This is a genomic window from Actinosynnema sp. NPDC059335 (assembly GCF_042752395.1).
GTDB lineage: Bacteria > Actinomycetota > Actinomycetes > Mycobacteriales > Pseudonocardiaceae > Actinosynnema.
This window is the reverse complement of sequence record NZ_JBHYXZ010000082.1, coordinates 1-15,215: the sequence shown is the minus strand read 5'-3', so window position 1 is coordinate 15,215 and position 15,215 is coordinate 1. Positions and strand designations below refer to the sequence as shown.

Genomic DNA, 15,215 nt, shown 5'->3' with positions numbered 1-15,215 from the left:
AGGACGACCCAGGGGAGCAGACCATGACCACGCCCGTGATCGCACTGCGCGAGGTGAGCCGCGGCTACGACGACGGACCACCGGCGTTGCGGGACGTGACGCTGACCGTCCGCGAAGGCGAGGCCGTCGCGGTCCTCGGACCGTCCGGCAGCGGCAAGTCCACCCTGCTCAACCTCGTCGCCGGCCTCGACCGGCCCGACACCGGCGAGGTCACCGTCGCCGGCGCCCGCGTGGACCGGCTCGGCGAAGCCGCCTCCGCCCGCCACCGACGCGCCCACATCGGCATGGTCTTCCAGTTCTTCAACCTCCTCGACGACCTCACCGTCGCCGACAACGTCGCCCTGCCCGCGCAGCTCACCGGCACGAACCGGCGCGCGGCGCACGCCCGCGCCGCCGAACTGCTCGACCGGCTCGGCGTCGCCCGCCACGCCCGCGCCTACCCCGGCCGGCTGTCCGGCGGCGAACGCCAACGCGTAGCCGTCGCCCGGGCGTTGATGAACCGGCCCGCGCTGCTGCTCGCCGACGAACCGACCGGCGCGCTCGACACCGCCTCCGGCGAGGACGTCGGCGCGCTGCTCACCGAGCTGAACGCCGAGGGCCAGACCCTCGTCGTCGTCACCCACGACCTGGCGCTGGCCCGCTCGTGCACCCGCCGCACCGTCCACCTGGTCGACGGCCGGATCGCCGCCGACACCGCGCCGGAGCCGACCCGATGAGCGCGCTGGGCCGCGTCGTGCGCTCCGGCGTGGCACGACGCCGCGTGCAGACGACCGTGATCGGCCTCGCCACCGCCATGGCCGTCACGTCGTCCGTGCTCGGCGGCTCCCTGCTGGTCGCCTCCTCCGCCCCGTTCGACGAGGCGTTCGCCGAGCAGCGCGGCGCGCACCTGTCCGCCCGGTTCGCCGCGGACAAGGCCACCGCCGCGCAGCTCACCGCACCCGTCGACGGCGTCACCGCCTCGGCCGGGCCGTTCCCCGTCACCACCGTCGCCCCGCGCGGCGACGGCCCGGGCGACCCGCCGCCGCTCACCGTCGTCGGCCGAGCCGACCCCGGCGGCCCCGTGGACGCGGTCACCCTCACCGACGGCACGTGGGCCGACGCGCCCGGCGAAGTCGTCGTGTCCGCCGACGGCCCCTACGCGCGTTCGCGCGGCGGCTCCGGCGTCGGCCGCCGCATCGACCTGTCCGACGGCACCGCGCTGACCGTGGTCGGCGTCGCCCGGTCGGTCAGCCGCACGGCCGACGCCTGGGCGCCGCCGTCGTGGATCACCACGCCCGAGGCGCACCAGGTGCTCTACCGGTTCGCCGTCGCGGACACCACCGCCGCCGTCGACGCCGGCCGCGCCGCGGTGGCCGCCGCCGTCCCGCCCGACGCCCTGATCGGCTCCCAGTCCTGGCTCGTGCTCAAGAAGACCGCCGACCGCGCCGTCGCCGTGTTCGTGCCGTTCCTCGTCGCGTTCGGCGTCCTCGGCCTGGTCATGTCGCTGCTCGTGGTCGGCAACGTGGTCTCGGGCGCGGTCGGCGCGGGCACCCGCCGCATCGGCATCCTCAAGGCGCTCGGCTTCACCCCCGCCCAGGTCGTCCGCGCCTACCTGGCCCAGGCGCTGATCCCGGCCGCGGTCGGCACCACGGTGGGCGTCGTCGCGGGCAACCTCCTCGCGATCCCGGTGCTGGTCGAGACCGAGGAGGTCTACGGCGCGGTCGGGCTGGCCGTGGCCCCGTGGGTGGACGTCGCCGTCGCGGCCGGGGCACTGGCCCTGGTGACCGTGACCGCGTGGATCGGCGCGCTGCGGGCCGGGCGGCTGCGCACCGCCGACGCCCTCGCCGTGGGCCGCACCCCGCGACCCGGCCGGGGCCGCCGGGCCGCCCGCCTGACCGCCCGGCTCCCCGTGCCGCGACCCGTCGGCCTCGGCCTCGCCCGCCCCTTCGCCCGACCCGCCCGCGCCGCGGCCATGGCCGCCGCCGTCCTGTTCGGCGCCACCGCCGTTACCTTCGCCGTCGGCCTCGCCGCGTCGCTCAACCAGGTGCAGGCCGCGCGCGACCACGACCGGGCCGACGTGACGATCGGCGCGCCCGACCCCGGCTCCGGGTCCCGACCCCGCGTCGAGGAACGGCCCAGCGACCCGGCCGCCGTCGCCGCCGCGGTCGACGGGATGCCCGGGACCCGGGCCCAGTACCGCACGACCCGGACACCGGTCACCGTCGCCGGGGTGACCGGGACGACGATGCTCGTCTCGTTCACCGGGGACGCCACCTGGGACGGCTACCAGATGGTCTCCGGCCGGTGGTTCGCGCAACCGGGCGAAGCCATCGCCGCCACCCCGTTCCTCACCGCCACCGGAGCACGCGTGGGTGACACCGTGACGGTCAACGACGGCACCAAGTCCGTCACGCTCCGCATCGTCGGCGACGTGTTCGAGATGAGCAACGACGGCATGGTCGTCCTCACCGACTCCGCCACGTTCGCCGGCACGGGCCCCGCCGTCCACCACATCGCGGTACGGCCGGGCACCGACGTGGACGCCTACCTCGACGACCTGAACGCGGCCCTCACCCCGCTCGGCGCCACCGCCCGACCCGGCCGCCAGGACCAGCTCAGCGACACCATCCTGCTGATCAACGGCCTCACCGCCACCCTCACCCTCGTGCTCGTCGCGGTCGCCGCCATGGGCGTGCTCAACGCCGTCGTGCTCGACACCCGCGAACGGGTCCGCGACCTCGGCGTCCACCGGGCACTCGGCATGACCCCGCGCCAGGTCACCGCGATGGTGATCGCCTCCGTCGTCCTGATCGGCCTGGTCGGCGGCGCGGTCGGGGTGCCCGCCGGCGTCGCGCTGCACGGGTGGGTGATGCCCGCGATGGGGGAGAGCGCCGGCATCGGCCTGCCCGCCTCGGCGTTCGACGTCCACGACCCGGCGCGACTGGTGCTGCTCGGCGTCGGCGGGCTGCTGATCGCCGTCCTCGGCGCGCTGCTGCCCGCGACGTGGGCGGCCAGGACGTCCACCGCCACCGCGCTGCGCACCGAGTGACGAGCCCGGTGCCCGCCCTACCGCCCCGGCGGGCGGAGGGCGGGCACCAGCGCCAGCGCCGGGAGCAACACCAGCGGCACCACCAGCAACGCCCGCAACACCCCCACGTGGTCACCGAGCAGACCGACCACCGGCGGCCCCGCCAGGAACGCGGTGTACCCGATGACCGCCACCACGCCCACCCGCGCCGCCGCCCGGTCGTGCTCGTCCGCCGCCGCGCTCATGCCCACCGGGAAACCCAGCGACGTGCCCAACCCCCACAACGCCACCCCGACCACGGCCACCACCGGCCGTGACGCCAACACCGCCAACGCCACCCCGCCGACCGCCAACACCATCGTGCCCGCCACCACCGGCACCCGCCCCCAGCGGTCCAACGCCGCCGTGCCCACCACCCGGCCGAACGTCATGGTCGACACGAACACCCCGAACACCACCGCGCCCGCCGCGGGCCCGAACCCGTGACCGTCCACGAACGCCACCGCCACCCAGTCGTTCGCGGTGCCCTCGGTGAACGCCAGCACCAGCACCAGGACCCCGATCAGCAGGGTGCGCGGCTCGCGCCAGGCGGCCGGCACACCGCTCTTGGCGTTCTTCCCGCCGGCGGCCGCGAAGCGGAACCGCCGTGCGGCCACCACCGTGCCGACCACCGTCACCACCGCGACACCCGCCAGGTGCGCCGTCACCGGGATCCCGCCGACGGCCGCCGCGGCCGCCAACCCGGCCGCCACCACCGTGCCCGAACTCCACACCGCGTGGAACCGCGGCATCACGGTCCGCCCGACCACCCGCTCCACCGCCGCCGCCTCGACGTTCATGGCGACGTTGCACGTGCCCGACCCGTAGCCGAGCAGGAACAACCCGACGGCCGCCCCGACCACCGAAGGCGCGCTGCCGACGGCGACCCCGGTGACCCCCAACCCGACCGCCACGCCCGCCGCCGACCAGCACACCGTGCGTCGCGCGCCGAGCCGGTGGGTCACCTCCCCGGCGGTGAGCATCGACACCGTCGCGCCCGCCGACATCGCCAGCAGCAGGAGGCCCAACTCGCGCGGGCCCAGGGCCAGCGCTTCGCGGGCGGCCGGGACGTGGGCGAACCAGGACGCCACGGCGACCCCGTTGAGCCCGAACGTGACCGCGACCCCGACCACCGCGCCCCTGACCGCCCTGCCCTCTCCCCGCATCCCCGCGCTGGTGCGCTGAGCCCTCGTGCTCGTGCGCTGCGTTCCCGTGCGCTGCGTCCCCGTGCTGGTGCGCCGCGTCCCCGTGCCCGCCATCCGGCGCTCTCTCCACCCGTCCACGTGACCTCGCCCCGTTCGCCTCGATCCCGAACCCTCGCCGCACGCCTTGCCGTCCCGCCCCTTGTGCAGCGCGCCGGTCCGTGCAGTGCGGCCCGCCTCGACCCCAGCCGTGGAAGCGCTACCACCACAACCCCCCTGTCCGCTCACCCCCCTCACCCGCACAGCCGTCGATCCGCGGCCCACAGCCACCGACGCGCGGCCCACGACGACCCGACGTGCGGCAAAATCCCTCCCGTGGCGAGAAACCCGCGAACCGAGCCGACCCTGGACGACGTGGCCCGCCGCGCCGGCGTCTCCCCGGCCACCGCCTCCCGCGCCCTGACCGGCCGAGGCCCCGCGTCACCCCGCACCCGCGCCAAGGTCGCCGAAGCCGCCCGCGAACTCGCCTACACCCCCCACGCCGCCGCCCGCGCCCTGGCCACCCGCAGCGGCACCCGCATCGCCGTCGCCGTCGGCGGCCCCACCGCGCACGTCCTCAACGACCCCTACGCCGCCCGCGTCCTCGCCGCCACCGCCACCACCGCCGCCGCGCGCGACGTCGGCGTGTCCCTGCACTGGCTGCCCCTGCACGACCCCGGCGCACTCGGCCGGCTGGCGGAGGACCGGGGCATCGGCGGCATCGTCGTCGTCAACCCGACCCGCCCGGCACTGGCCACCGTCCCGCGCTCCGCGCGCGGCCGGGTCGTCGCCATCGGCGTGGGCTCACGCGACGTGCCGTCCTTCGACGTGGACAACGGCACCGCCACCACCCGCCTCGTGGAACACCTGCTGGCCGCCGGCCGACGACGCGTGGCCATGATCACCGGCCCGCCCTGGCTCCCGTGCACCGAACGCGCCCTGCGGGCCTACCGCCGCGCCGTGGACGCCGCCGGCCACCCACCCCGCCTGGTCGAGGGCGACTTCACCGCCACCCGCGGCGAAACCGCCACCGCGGAACTCCTCACCCGCTGGCCCGACACGGACGCCGTCTTCGCGCTGGGCGACCTGTCGGCACTGGGCGCGCTGACCGCCCTGCGCCGGGCGGGCGTGGACGTGCCGGGGGACGTCGCGGTCGCCGGCTTCGACGACATCCCCTACGCCGCCCTGAGCCGTCCCGGCCTGACCACCACCACGAACCCGGTGGAAACCATCGCGACCGCCGCCGCCACCGCCACCCTGGACCGCCACACCCCCGCACCGCTGACCTTCTACCCGTCCACGCTGGTCCTGCGCGACACCGCCTGAAGGCCCCGCGCGTCGTGCCCAGGCTGCTTATGCTGTCGCCCGGGTGGGTGAGGAGGCGTGCGGCGTGGTCGCGAGAGATGACCTGGTGGCGATGGTCGGGCGGTTGGCCCCGGGAGGGACGCCGGAGCGGCCGGTGCGGCACCAGGGGATCTTGCTGCTGTGGGCGATCGGCCGGGCGAAGCGGGGTTTGCCGCGGTTGGTGCGTTGGCGTGACGCGCAGTCCCGGTTGCGCGCCGTGTTCGCCGCCCTGGGCCGGGAAGGGAGCCGCCCGACACCGGAGTACCCGTTCCTGGCGTTGGTCGGGACAGGCTGGTGGGAGTTGCCGGAGGAGCCCGGCGAAATCCCCCGCGCCCACGGCTCACTGCCGACGAGGTGGCTGAACGATCACAACCCGCTGGGCGGCTTGCCGCAGGCGGTCTACGACCTGCTGGCCACCGACACCGACGCCCGCCGTGCCGTCGTCCAAGCCCTGCTGAACCGATTCTTCCGCGACGACCTGGCCACGGAAGCCTTGCGCCTGACCAACCTGGACGACCACCCTGCCCCTCCCTCCCCGCCGCCCGCCCTCCCCTTCTCGGACACCCCACCCGACCTGGCCGCCGACCCGGACTTGGCCGCCGATCCCGACTTGGCCGGCGACCCTGACTTGGCCGGCGACCCTGACTTGGCCGGCGACGCGCCGGGCGGCGTGACCGAAAACGCGACCCGCGCCGAATCCCCACCGCGCGGCGACGACGACCGCGCACCAACCGCACTCCCGGCAACCGGCCAGACCAACCACCCCGGCCACGCCCGCGCCCTACCGAGCGCCGTCGACCTGCTCGCCGACCTGATCGGAATCGAGATCCACACCGCGACCGGCAAGTCGAACACGATCGTGGACGTGCGCGACGGCAGCGCCCTGGTCCGGACCGGACGATCCCCGCAAAGCCAACCCGTCCCGATCGACGCGGTGCAGGAGGGCTTGGACCTGCTCGCCACCCAGGGCCGGGTGCGGGTGACGCCCGAGGTGCTGGGATACCGGAGTTCGTTCGTGGGTGCCGTGCTGGCGGTCCTGCCCGGCGCGCGGTTCACCGACCGGCCCGCGACCGTCGTCCTGGACGAGCCATCGGCCGACGACGTCGCCCGCAACCGCCACTACGGCCAACTCGACTCGATCGCCCAGGTGAAGGTCCGGGTCGAACAGTCCCGATTACGAGACCTGCTCGCCCGCGGTCGCGACTCGGCCGAGTGCGCGCTCTGCGGTGACGCCTTCCCGATGCGCTTCCTCGTCGCCGCGCACGTGAAGAAGCGTGCGCTGTGCACCGACGACGAACGCCGCGACCTCGACAACATCGCGATGCTGGCCTGCACCTTCGGCTGTGACGCGCTCTACGAGTCGGGCTGGATCACCGTCGACGGCAACGGCCTCGTGCGGACGCGGCCGCCGGACGACATCCCGGCCGGTGCCCTCCGGGACCGCCTCGTTCGCCTGCGGGGACGCTCGTGCTCCGCCCACACCCCGTCGTCGGCACCCTACTTCGAGTGGCACCGGAGGACGATCTTCAGCTCCTGACCGCGCGTCCGCCCGGAGACCGTGCCTGCACGGTCACGTCCCGCCGACCGCATGGTCACGTCGCGCCGGTCAGAGCCGCTCCGTTACCCCCGCCGTCCGGCCGGCGAGCGGGTGGCCGGCGAGCGGGTGGCTGGCGAGCGGCTGGCGAGCGGCTGGCGAGCGGGCGGCGAGCGGGCGGCGAGCGGGCGAGCGGCTGGGGAGCCAGCGGGTGGACGGAGCGGGGGAGCGGTCGCGGGGCGGTAGGTGCAGCGGTGTCAGGCCGTGGGGGAGTGGGAGGGGGCTGGGGTCGGGAGCGGCCCGGTGGCTGGAGGCGGTGGCCGGGGTGGGGTGGTCGTGGAGCGGTGGGTGAGGGGGATGGCGCGGGGCGGGGGTTGGGTTGCCGGCCTCGTTGTTCCAACCGACGTTTGAATCGGTCGATAACGGCGTTTTCCTGAGATCCCCGCCCCAACATCACCCGATAGTGGCACCAGGCCCCGCAATAACCGCTGGTCAGCGGTCTGCAGTCAACGACGGACACCGTCGATCGCGGACGCGTGGTGGGCAGTGGGCCGGCGTTCCACGGCCACCGCCGCCATCAGCACGCAACCGAGCATCGGCAGCACCAACGGCGGCAGTTGCCAGGTCACCACCACCAGCATCCCCAGAGCCATGACCAGCAGCAACGACCCGCCGAGGTCCGAACCGCCCCGCCGCGCCGCCGCACGCACGACGGCAGACCACCGCGCCCCCGCCGTCCACAGCGCCGCCGCACGAAGGACGACGACCGCCAAACCGACCGCCGCCATCCCGCACACGACCGCCACGACCCCGCCCCCGGCGACCCGCGTCCGCAGCACCACCACGTCCACCGCCAGCACGGCGAACGCGACGACCACCCCGACCGACAGCACCCACCCGCCGGGCACGGCCGCCCGCACGCGCCGGAAGAACGCGCGCACCGACGTCGTCTCCCCGTCCACGTGCGCCTTGATGTGCGCGCACCCCGCCGCCAGCGCCGGCATCAACGTCACCACCGGCACGGCGGCCAGCAGCACGAGCAGCCCCGCGGTGAGGCACTCACCGAACAACGCGAACCGCCTCACCCCTTCAGCCCCGACGTCGACACGCCCTCCACCAGGAACCGCTGGAAGAACAGGAAGAACAGGATCACCGGCACGAGCGCCAGCATCGACATCGCCATCAACGCCCCGAAGTCCGACCCGCTCGTCTCGTCGATGAACAACTGCAACGCCAACGGCAACGGGTACTTGTCCGGCGTGCTCAGGTAGATCAGCGGCCCGAAGAAGTCGTTCCAGCTCCAGATGAACGTGAAGATCGCCGTCGTGATGAGCGCCGGCCGGCACAGCGGCAGGATGATGTGCCAGAACACCCGCCAGTGGTTCGCCCCGTCGATCTTCGCCGACTCGTCCAGCTCGCGCGGCAGCTGCCGGATGAACTGCACGATCAGGAACACGAAGAACGCCTCCGACGCCAGGAACTTCCCGGCCAGCAACGGCACGTACGTGTCGACCAGGTCGAGGTTCTGGAACACCACGTACTGCGGGATGATCAACACGTGGAACGGCAGCAGCAGCGTCGCGATCATGATGCCGAACAGCGCCGTCCGACCCCGGAAGCGCAGCCGCGCGAACGCGTAGGCCGCCAGCGCCGACGACGCCACCGTGCCCACGACCGACAGCACCGCCAGCACCGCCGAGTTCCAGAAGAACCGCCCCACGCCGACGCCGACGACACCGTCGAACACGCGCTCGTAGTTCGCGAACGTCGGCTGCGTGGGCACCAGCTGCAGGCTGCCGACGATCGCCTCGGACGGCTTGAACGTCGCCGCCGCCACCCACACGATCGGGTACAGCACGACCGCGAGCAGCGCCAGCACGCCGACGTGCCACGCCACCCGCCCCAACGTCGGCTTCATCGCTTGTCCCCCGAGTCCCCGGAGTAGAAGACCCACCCCCGCGCCGTGCGGAACAGGAACACGGTGACCAGGCCGACGCCGAGCAGCAGCATCCACGCCATCGCCGACGCGTAACCCATGCGGTAGTCGCCGAACCCCCGGTCGAACAGGTAGATCGTGTAGAACAGCGTGCTCCCGGCCGGCTGCCCGTTGGGCCCGCCGACCACGTACGCCGACGTGAACACCTGGAACGAGTTGATCGTCTCCAGCAGCAGGTTGAAGAACAGCACCGGCGAGATCATCGGCAGCGTGATGGACCGGAACCGCCGCCACCGGCTCGCGCCGTCGACCTCCGCCGCCTCGTACAGTTCGCGCGGCACCTGCTTGAGACCCGCAAGGAAGATCACCATCGGCGCGCCGAGCTGCCACGTGGCCAGCAGCACCAGCATCATCAGCGAGTAGTCCGGGTTGCCCGCCCAGCCGCCGGTGTCGATGCCGAACCGCAGCAGCACCTGGTCGACCACCGAGTCGTCGCTGAACATCATCTTCCACACGATGGCGACGCCGACGCTGCCGCCGATGAGCGACGGCCCGTAGAACGCCGCCCGGTAGAAGCCCTGCCCGGCCCGCCGGGTGTTCAGCAGCATCGCCACGGCCAGCGCGGCGGCGAGCTTGATCGGCACGGCCAGCGCCACGTACAGCGCGGTGACCTGCACCGATCGCAGCCACCGGGCGTCGGTGAACATCCGCTCGTAGTTCTCGAACCCGATCCAGTTCGGCGTGTTGAACAGGTCGTAGTCGGTGAACGACAGGTACAGCGAGGTCACCATCGGCCCGAGGGTCAGCAGGACGATCCCGATGATCCACGGCGACAGGAACAGGTAGCCCGCCAGGCCGTCGCCGGGCAGGCGGGCCCGCTTGCGCGGACCCGCCGCCCCGACCGCGGCCACCTCGGTCCGCAGGTCCGGCACGGTCGTCGTCCCGGTCACGACCCGAGGGTCTCTTCGGCCTCGGTGAAGAACTGGTCGACCGCCTCGTCCACGGAGATGCGGCCGTACTGGAGTTCCTCGGTGATCCGGATGAACGCCTGCTCCAACGTGCCGGCGCCCTTCGGCGGCGCGGGCGGCGTCTTGCCGAACTCGTCCTTCAACGCGTCCTCGTACGCGGCGACGGCGGCCAGCGGGCCTTCGAGCTGGGCGGCCTGGCGCTGCGCGTTCGTGGGCGGCAGACCGCGGTTCGCGCCGAAGATCCGGCCGACCTCCGGGTCGTTGACCATGAACGACACCAGCTTCGCGGCGGCGGCCGGGTGCTCGGTCTTCTGCGACACGCTCAGCAGCATCGACGGCTTGAGGTACTGACCGGACGTGCCGGCCTCGTCGGTCGGCACCGGGCCGAGCTCGAGGTTCGGGTTGCCCTTGGCGTAGCGCGACAGGAAGTTGTCCCAGCCGAGGTCGCCCGCGACGAGCTTCTGCTCCAGCGCGTGCGCGGGCTTGATCTGCACGCCCTTCTCGATCGGCAGCACGACCTTGCCGTCGGTCAACGCCTTGCCCTCCTCGAAGAACTCCTTCAGCCGCGCCTTGTCGAAGCCCAGCGCGCCGTCCTCGGTGTAGAGCAGCCCACCCTCCTGCCGCAGCTGGAGTTCGAGGTTGTAGTAGCTGCCGACGTAGTTGCCGCCGCCGGGCACCCCGGTCTTCTCCGCGATCGCCTTCATGGTGTCGCGGTAGTCGTCCCAGGTCCAGCCCTCCCGGGGCTCCGCGACGCCCGCCTGCGCGAACAGCGCCGGGTCGTACATGTAGCTCCAGGTGTTGCCGCCGGTCGGCACGCCGTACAGCTTGCCGTCGATCTCGCCGGCGCCCTTGAGGCCGGGCAGCAGGTCGCCCAGCTCCAGGTTCTTGCCCTCCTGCTTCTTCAGGTCGTACAGCGCGTTGCGGTCGGAGTACTCGCGGATGTAGGCGAAGTCCATCTGCAACACGTCGGGCGCGTTGCCGCCGGCGGTTTCGGTCGCCATCTTCTGCCAGTACGCTTCGAACTCCTGGAAGCTCGGCGTGACCTTGATGTCGGGGTTCTTGCTCTGGAAGAGGTCGATGGCCTTCTGCATCAGCTCGGCGCGCTCGGCGTTGCCCCACCACGAGAACCGCAGCGTGGCGGGACCGGCCTGGGTCTCGTCGCCGCCGCCACCACCGCCGCAGGCGACGGCCAGCAGGGCGACCATGGACGTCGCCAGAACCCTGAAACGTTTCAGTGCAGCCATTCGTTCCTCCGGTCTCGACCGCTGACCTGCCGCGCGATGCATGGGGAAAGCGCTTTCCGGGAGGCTACGAGCACGTTGCGCGCACGTCAATGCCCACTTCGAAAGCGTCTCGACGACGGTTCGGCGATCGGCGTCCGGCGCCCCGCCCGGCGCGGGCCGCGGCGGGCGGGGCGGTCGGGGCACGGGTCGCTCATCGGACGTACGGCCACCCGGCGGAGTCGAACGCCAGCAGGTTGATGCCCAGTCGGGACGCACCGTCGTCACCGTAGTAGTGGTAGACGAGGATGTCGCTGTCGACGTCGGTGAAGACGTCCTGGTGGCCTGGGCCGTGGACGCTGCCCTGGCCGGCGAGGATCTCGGTGCCGCCGCCGGAGGTGAGGGCGCGGCCGGCGCGGTCGACGTAGGGGCCGGTGACGCTGGTGGAGCGGCCGACCATGACGCGGTAGGTGCTGGACGCGCCGCGGCAGCAGTAGTCGAACGAGACGAACAGGTAGTGGTAAGAGCCGCGTTTGACGATGGTGGGCGCTTCGATCGGTCCGCCGTTGCGGCCGGCGACGGGGCGGAGGGTGGAGTCGGCCCGCAGGCCGGTGGAGGGGTTGAGCGCGATCATCTTGATGCCGGACCAGAACGAGCCGAAGCTGAGCCACCAGCGGCCCTGGTCGTCCACGACGAGGTCGGGGTCGATGGCGTTGAAGTCGTCGGAGGTGCGGGACTCCACGACCAGGCCGCGGTGGGTCCAGGTGCCGGAGTTGCCGCTGGGGCTGGTGGCCAGGAAGATCGCCGACCGGTTGGAGCCGAACGTGGAGGCCGAGTAGTACATCCAGTACTGGCCGTTGCGGTAGGAGATGTCCGGCGCCCACAGGTTGCGGCTGCCGTTGGTGTAGGTCGTCGTCCACGACGCGCCGTTGGGGAAGGCGACGCCCGCGTTGCGGAAGGCGGTGCGGTCGGTGGAGGTCTTCAGGCCGATGCCGTCCGCGGTGTGCGCGACCAGGTAGCTGCCGTCCGGGCGCTTGACGACGCTCGGGTCGTGCACGCGGATGTCGCCGGTGACCACCCCCGGTCCGGGGTAGGCCGACGCCGCCGGCGCGAGCCCGACGGACGCGGTGGTCAGGGCCAGTGCGGTGAGCAGGGCGGTCGGGACGCGTTTCCTCGGTGCTGCCACGGTGTCCTCGATCTCTCGAAGTGGGGTCGGGCGCGGCGGCGTGGGTGTCCTCAGTGGACCGGCGACGGCACGCCCCGGCCCCGGCCGCGGGTGGGGCCGGACCTCGGAGCGCTTCCGGGCACCGTAGCGCACCCCCGAAGCGGCGGGCAAGGCTTGCTGTTATCGCTAACAGGCAGGCCGAGAACGTGAGACGGCCGTCTTGATTTAACGCTCACACAGCACGATCGCGCGGATCGCCGCCGGCGCGGGCGTCGAATCCGGTCGGACGGGGTATGGCAAGGCCATGACGCACCAGGAACCGCTGGACCTCGGCGCGACCGAGCTGTCGCCGGAGCAGGAGGAGCGCACCAGGCGCGAGCACGACCTGGACCGGCCGGAGGTGTTCGACCGGCGCAACGACGTCGACCGCCGGGCGCGCACCCGGTCCACCCTGCTGCCGGAGGAGGAGCACGCCGGCAGCGCCGACCCCGAGGCGCAGGCGCGCGAGGTGCTGCGCGACTCCGACGTGCGGACCGAGGTGCCCGGGTCCGCGCCCGACACGATGGTCGAACGGCGCGAGTCCGGCGCCTGACCGCGCGGGGTCCGTTCGTGGGAACCGGGTGGGCGGACGAGGGGAGAGTCAGGCCCGCCCACCCGGCGGGTTCGCGGCGCCCCGCAGAGGGGTGTCGGGTCGTCAAGCTAGCGCAGCTGTTATCGCTAACACCAGAGGTCTCGCCGAACAGGGCCGTCACCAGCACCTTCGCGCCCGCTGCGGCGAACGGCCGAGCGGCCGTCCCGTCCGGACGGCACCGGTGGCGCGGATCTGGGTATTGAGGCACGGCGACCAGCGCTGTTAGCGTTAACAGCCGCAGCCGCACCCCGACGCGCCACGATGGAGTGGAACCGATGGACAGTGCCGTTCCCCGGTCGAGATCCCGCAGGCTGGCGGTGGCCGCGGTCGCGGCCGTGGCCGCGCTCGCGGGCCTGGCGGTGGCCCCCGCCGCGCACGCGTCACCCGCCGTGCAGTACACCAACCCCCTGGCGAACCAGCGGGCGGACCCGCACATCTTCAAGCACACCGACGGCTACTACTACTTCACCGCGACCGCCCCGGAGTACGACCGGATCGTCCTGCGGCGCGCGACCACGATCCAGGGCCTGGCCACCGCGTCGGAGTCGGTGATCTGGCGCAAGCACCCGTCCGGCGAGATGGGCGCGCACATCTGGGCCCCGGAGATCCACTTCATCAACGGCAGGTGGTACGTCTACTTCGCCGCCGGCCGCGCCGACGACGTGTGGCGCATCCGCCCGTACGTGCTGGAGAACTCCAGCGCGAACCCGCTGACCGGCACGTGGGTCGAGCGCGGGAAGGTCAACGTCCCCTGGGACACGTTCTCGCTGGACATGTCGACGTTCGCGGTCAACGGCACGCGCTACCTGACGTGGGCGCAGTCGGAGCCGGGCATCTCCACCAACTCGAACCTGTACCTGGCCCGGATGGGCGCGAACCCGTGGCAGATCACCGGCCCGGTGGCCAGGCTGACCGTCCCGACGCTGGCCTGGGAGACCCGCGGCTACAAGGTGGCCGAGGGGCCGTCGGTGATCCAGCGCAACGGCCGGGTGTTCCTGACCTACTCGGCCAGCGCCACGGACGCCAACTACTGCCTGGGCATGCTGTCCGCGTCCGCGTCGGCGGACCTGCTCAACCCGGCGTCGTGGACCAAGAGCCAGAACCCGGTGTTCGCGTCCAACGCGGCGACCGGCCAGTACGGGCCGGGGCACAACTCGTTCACCGTGTCGGAGGACGGCCAGAGCGACATCCTGGTCTACCACGACCGCAACTACCGGGACATCTCCGGCGACCCGCTCAACGACCCGAACCGGCGCACCCGCGTGCAGAAGGTCTACTGGAACGCCGACGGCACGCCGAACTTCGGCATCCCGGTGGCCGACGGCGTCACGCCGGTGCGGCTCAAGTCCTACAACTACCCGGACCGGTTCGTCCGGCACTGGGAGTACCGGGCCCGCGTCGAGGCGAACGTGAACCCGCTGGCCGACTCGCAGTTCCGCGTCGTCACGGGCCTGAACGGCAGCGGCACGGTGTCGCTGGAGTCGACCAACTTCCCGGGCTACTACCTGCGCCACCGCAACTACGAGCTGTGGGTGGAGCGCAACGACGGCAGCGCCGGCTTCCGCGCCGACGCCTCGTTCTTCCGCCGGTCCGGCCTCGCGTCGGGTTCGGCGGTGTCGTTCGAAGCCCAGAACTTCCCCGGCTACTACATCCGCCACAACGGCACTACCGTCAACCTGACCACCGCCGCCGACAGCGTCGCACGCGCCGACGCCACCTTCACCCTGGAGTGACCTGCCTTGCTGCGCTACCCCTTGCTCCACCCGCCGCTGCTGCACGCCCTGGCCACGGCCGGCCACGGGTCCAAGGTCCTGCTCGCGGACGCGAACTACGCGCACCGGACCAACGTGCACGAGCGGGCCACGCTGATCCACCTCAACCTGCGCCCCGGTCTCGTCACGGTCGACGAGGTGCTGGAGCCCGTGCTGTCGGCGATCCCGGTCGAGGCGGTGCACACCATGCGGCCGGACGACCTGGGCACGCCGGAGGTGTGGTCGGACTACGAACGGCTGCTCGGTCCCGACCTGCCGCTGCAACCGTTGGCGCGCAAGGAGTTCTACGCGGCGTGCCGCGAGCCGGAGCTGGCGGTGTGCGTGGCCACGGGTGACGGTCGGCTCTACGCCAACCTGCTGCTGACCGTGGGTTTCGTCGCCTGACCGACGGCCCGGCCCGCACGTCGCCCGTGCGCTG

The 15,215-nt window shown here is 72.8% G+C and carries 13 protein-coding genes; 7 read left to right on the top strand and 6 right to left on the bottom strand.

What is annotated here, in order from left to right; translation table 11 throughout:
* Window positions 1-23 precede the first annotated feature (23 nt).
* The gene (locus ACFXGA_RS24170) at window positions 24-716 is read left to right on the top strand and encodes an ABC transporter ATP-binding protein (RefSeq protein ID WP_378091314.1); all 693 of its coding nucleotides are present in this window, start codon (window positions 24-26) and stop codon (window positions 714-716) included.
* Window positions 713-3,028 carry an ABC transporter permease gene (locus ACFXGA_RS24165; RefSeq protein ID WP_378091312.1) on the top strand — a complete coding sequence of 772 codons (2,316 nt, stop codon included), beginning with the start codon at window positions 713-715 and terminating at the stop codon, window positions 3,026-3,028. Before ACFXGA_RS24170 ends, ACFXGA_RS24165 begins: the two co-directional genes overlap by 4 nt.
* Window positions 3,029-3,045: 17 nt before the next feature.
* Here ACFXGA_RS24165 and ACFXGA_RS24160 read toward each other — a convergent pair whose 3' ends face one another.
* On the bottom strand, window positions 3,046-4,329 hold the full coding sequence (locus ACFXGA_RS24160; protein ID WP_378091310.1) for an MFS transporter: 1,284 nt from the start codon (window positions 4,327-4,329) through the stop codon (window positions 3,046-3,048).
* 234 nt (window positions 4,330-4,563) lie between these two features.
* Between ACFXGA_RS24160 and ACFXGA_RS24155 the strand changes: the two genes are divergently transcribed.
* Window positions 4,564-5,553 (top strand): LacI family DNA-binding transcriptional regulator, encoded by a 990-nt coding sequence (locus ACFXGA_RS24155; RefSeq protein WP_378091308.1) that lies wholly within the window; start codon window positions 4,564-4,566, stop codon window positions 5,551-5,553.
* Window positions 5,554-5,617: 64 nt separating this feature from the next.
* Entirely contained in the window at window positions 5,618-7,108 is a 1,491-nt protein-coding gene (locus ACFXGA_RS24150; protein WP_378091306.1) for a hypothetical protein, read from the top strand.
* Window positions 7,109-7,611: 503 nt separating this feature from the next.
* On the opposite strand, the gene ACFXGA_RS24145 is transcribed toward ACFXGA_RS24150, so the two are convergent.
* The 5 genes from ACFXGA_RS24145 to ACFXGA_RS24125 all read right to left on the bottom strand — a co-directional run bounded on the left by ACFXGA_RS24145 (window position 7,612) and on the right by ACFXGA_RS24125 (window position 12,415).
* Window positions 7,612-8,190, bottom strand: a complete 579-nt coding sequence (locus ACFXGA_RS24145) for a hypothetical protein (protein ID WP_378091304.1) — start codon at window positions 8,188-8,190, stop codon at window positions 7,612-7,614.
* Window positions 8,187-9,023: a carbohydrate ABC transporter permease gene (locus tag ACFXGA_RS24140; protein WP_378091302.1), complete on the bottom strand. Its 837-nt coding sequence runs from the start codon at window positions 9,021-9,023 to the stop codon at window positions 8,187-8,189. Before ACFXGA_RS24140 ends, ACFXGA_RS24145 begins: the two co-directional genes overlap by 4 nt.
* On the bottom strand, window positions 9,020-9,991 hold the full coding sequence (locus ACFXGA_RS24135; protein WP_378091300.1) for a carbohydrate ABC transporter permease: 972 nt from the start codon (window positions 9,989-9,991) through the stop codon (window positions 9,020-9,022). The genes ACFXGA_RS24140 and ACFXGA_RS24135 overlap by 4 nt, the downstream gene beginning before the upstream one ends.
* Complete coding sequence (locus ACFXGA_RS24130) at window positions 9,988-11,214, bottom strand: ABC transporter substrate-binding protein (protein ID WP_378091298.1); 1,227 nt, start codon at window positions 11,212-11,214, stop codon at window positions 9,988-9,990. Before ACFXGA_RS24130 ends, ACFXGA_RS24135 begins: the two co-directional genes overlap by 4 nt.
* 229 nt (window positions 11,215-11,443) lie before the next feature.
* Window positions 11,444-12,415, bottom strand: coding sequence for an arabinan endo-1,5-alpha-L-arabinosidase (locus ACFXGA_RS24125; RefSeq protein ID WP_378091296.1), 972 nt, complete (start codon window positions 12,413-12,415; stop codon window positions 11,444-11,446).
* Between the two features lie 283 nt (window positions 12,416-12,698).
* Here ACFXGA_RS24125 and ACFXGA_RS24120 point away from each other — a divergent pair, with 283 nt between their 5' ends.
* From ACFXGA_RS24120 to ACFXGA_RS24110, 3 genes are all read left to right on the top strand, one after another.
* Complete coding sequence (locus ACFXGA_RS24120) at window positions 12,699-12,986, top strand: hypothetical protein (RefSeq protein WP_378091294.1); 288 nt, start codon at window positions 12,699-12,701, stop codon at window positions 12,984-12,986.
* A 314-nt stretch (window positions 12,987-13,300) separates the two neighbouring features.
* Window positions 13,301-14,758 carry a family 43 glycosylhydrolase gene (locus ACFXGA_RS24115; RefSeq protein ID WP_378091292.1) on the top strand — a complete coding sequence of 486 codons (1,458 nt, stop codon included), beginning with the start codon at window positions 13,301-13,303 and terminating at the stop codon, window positions 14,756-14,758.
* Window positions 14,759-14,764: 6 nt separating this feature from the next.
* Window positions 14,765-15,181, top strand: a complete 417-nt coding sequence (locus tag ACFXGA_RS24110; RefSeq protein ID WP_378091290.1) for an RbsD/FucU domain-containing protein — start codon at window positions 14,765-14,767, stop codon at window positions 15,179-15,181.
* The last annotated feature ends 34 nt before the right edge of the window (window positions 15,182-15,215 follow it).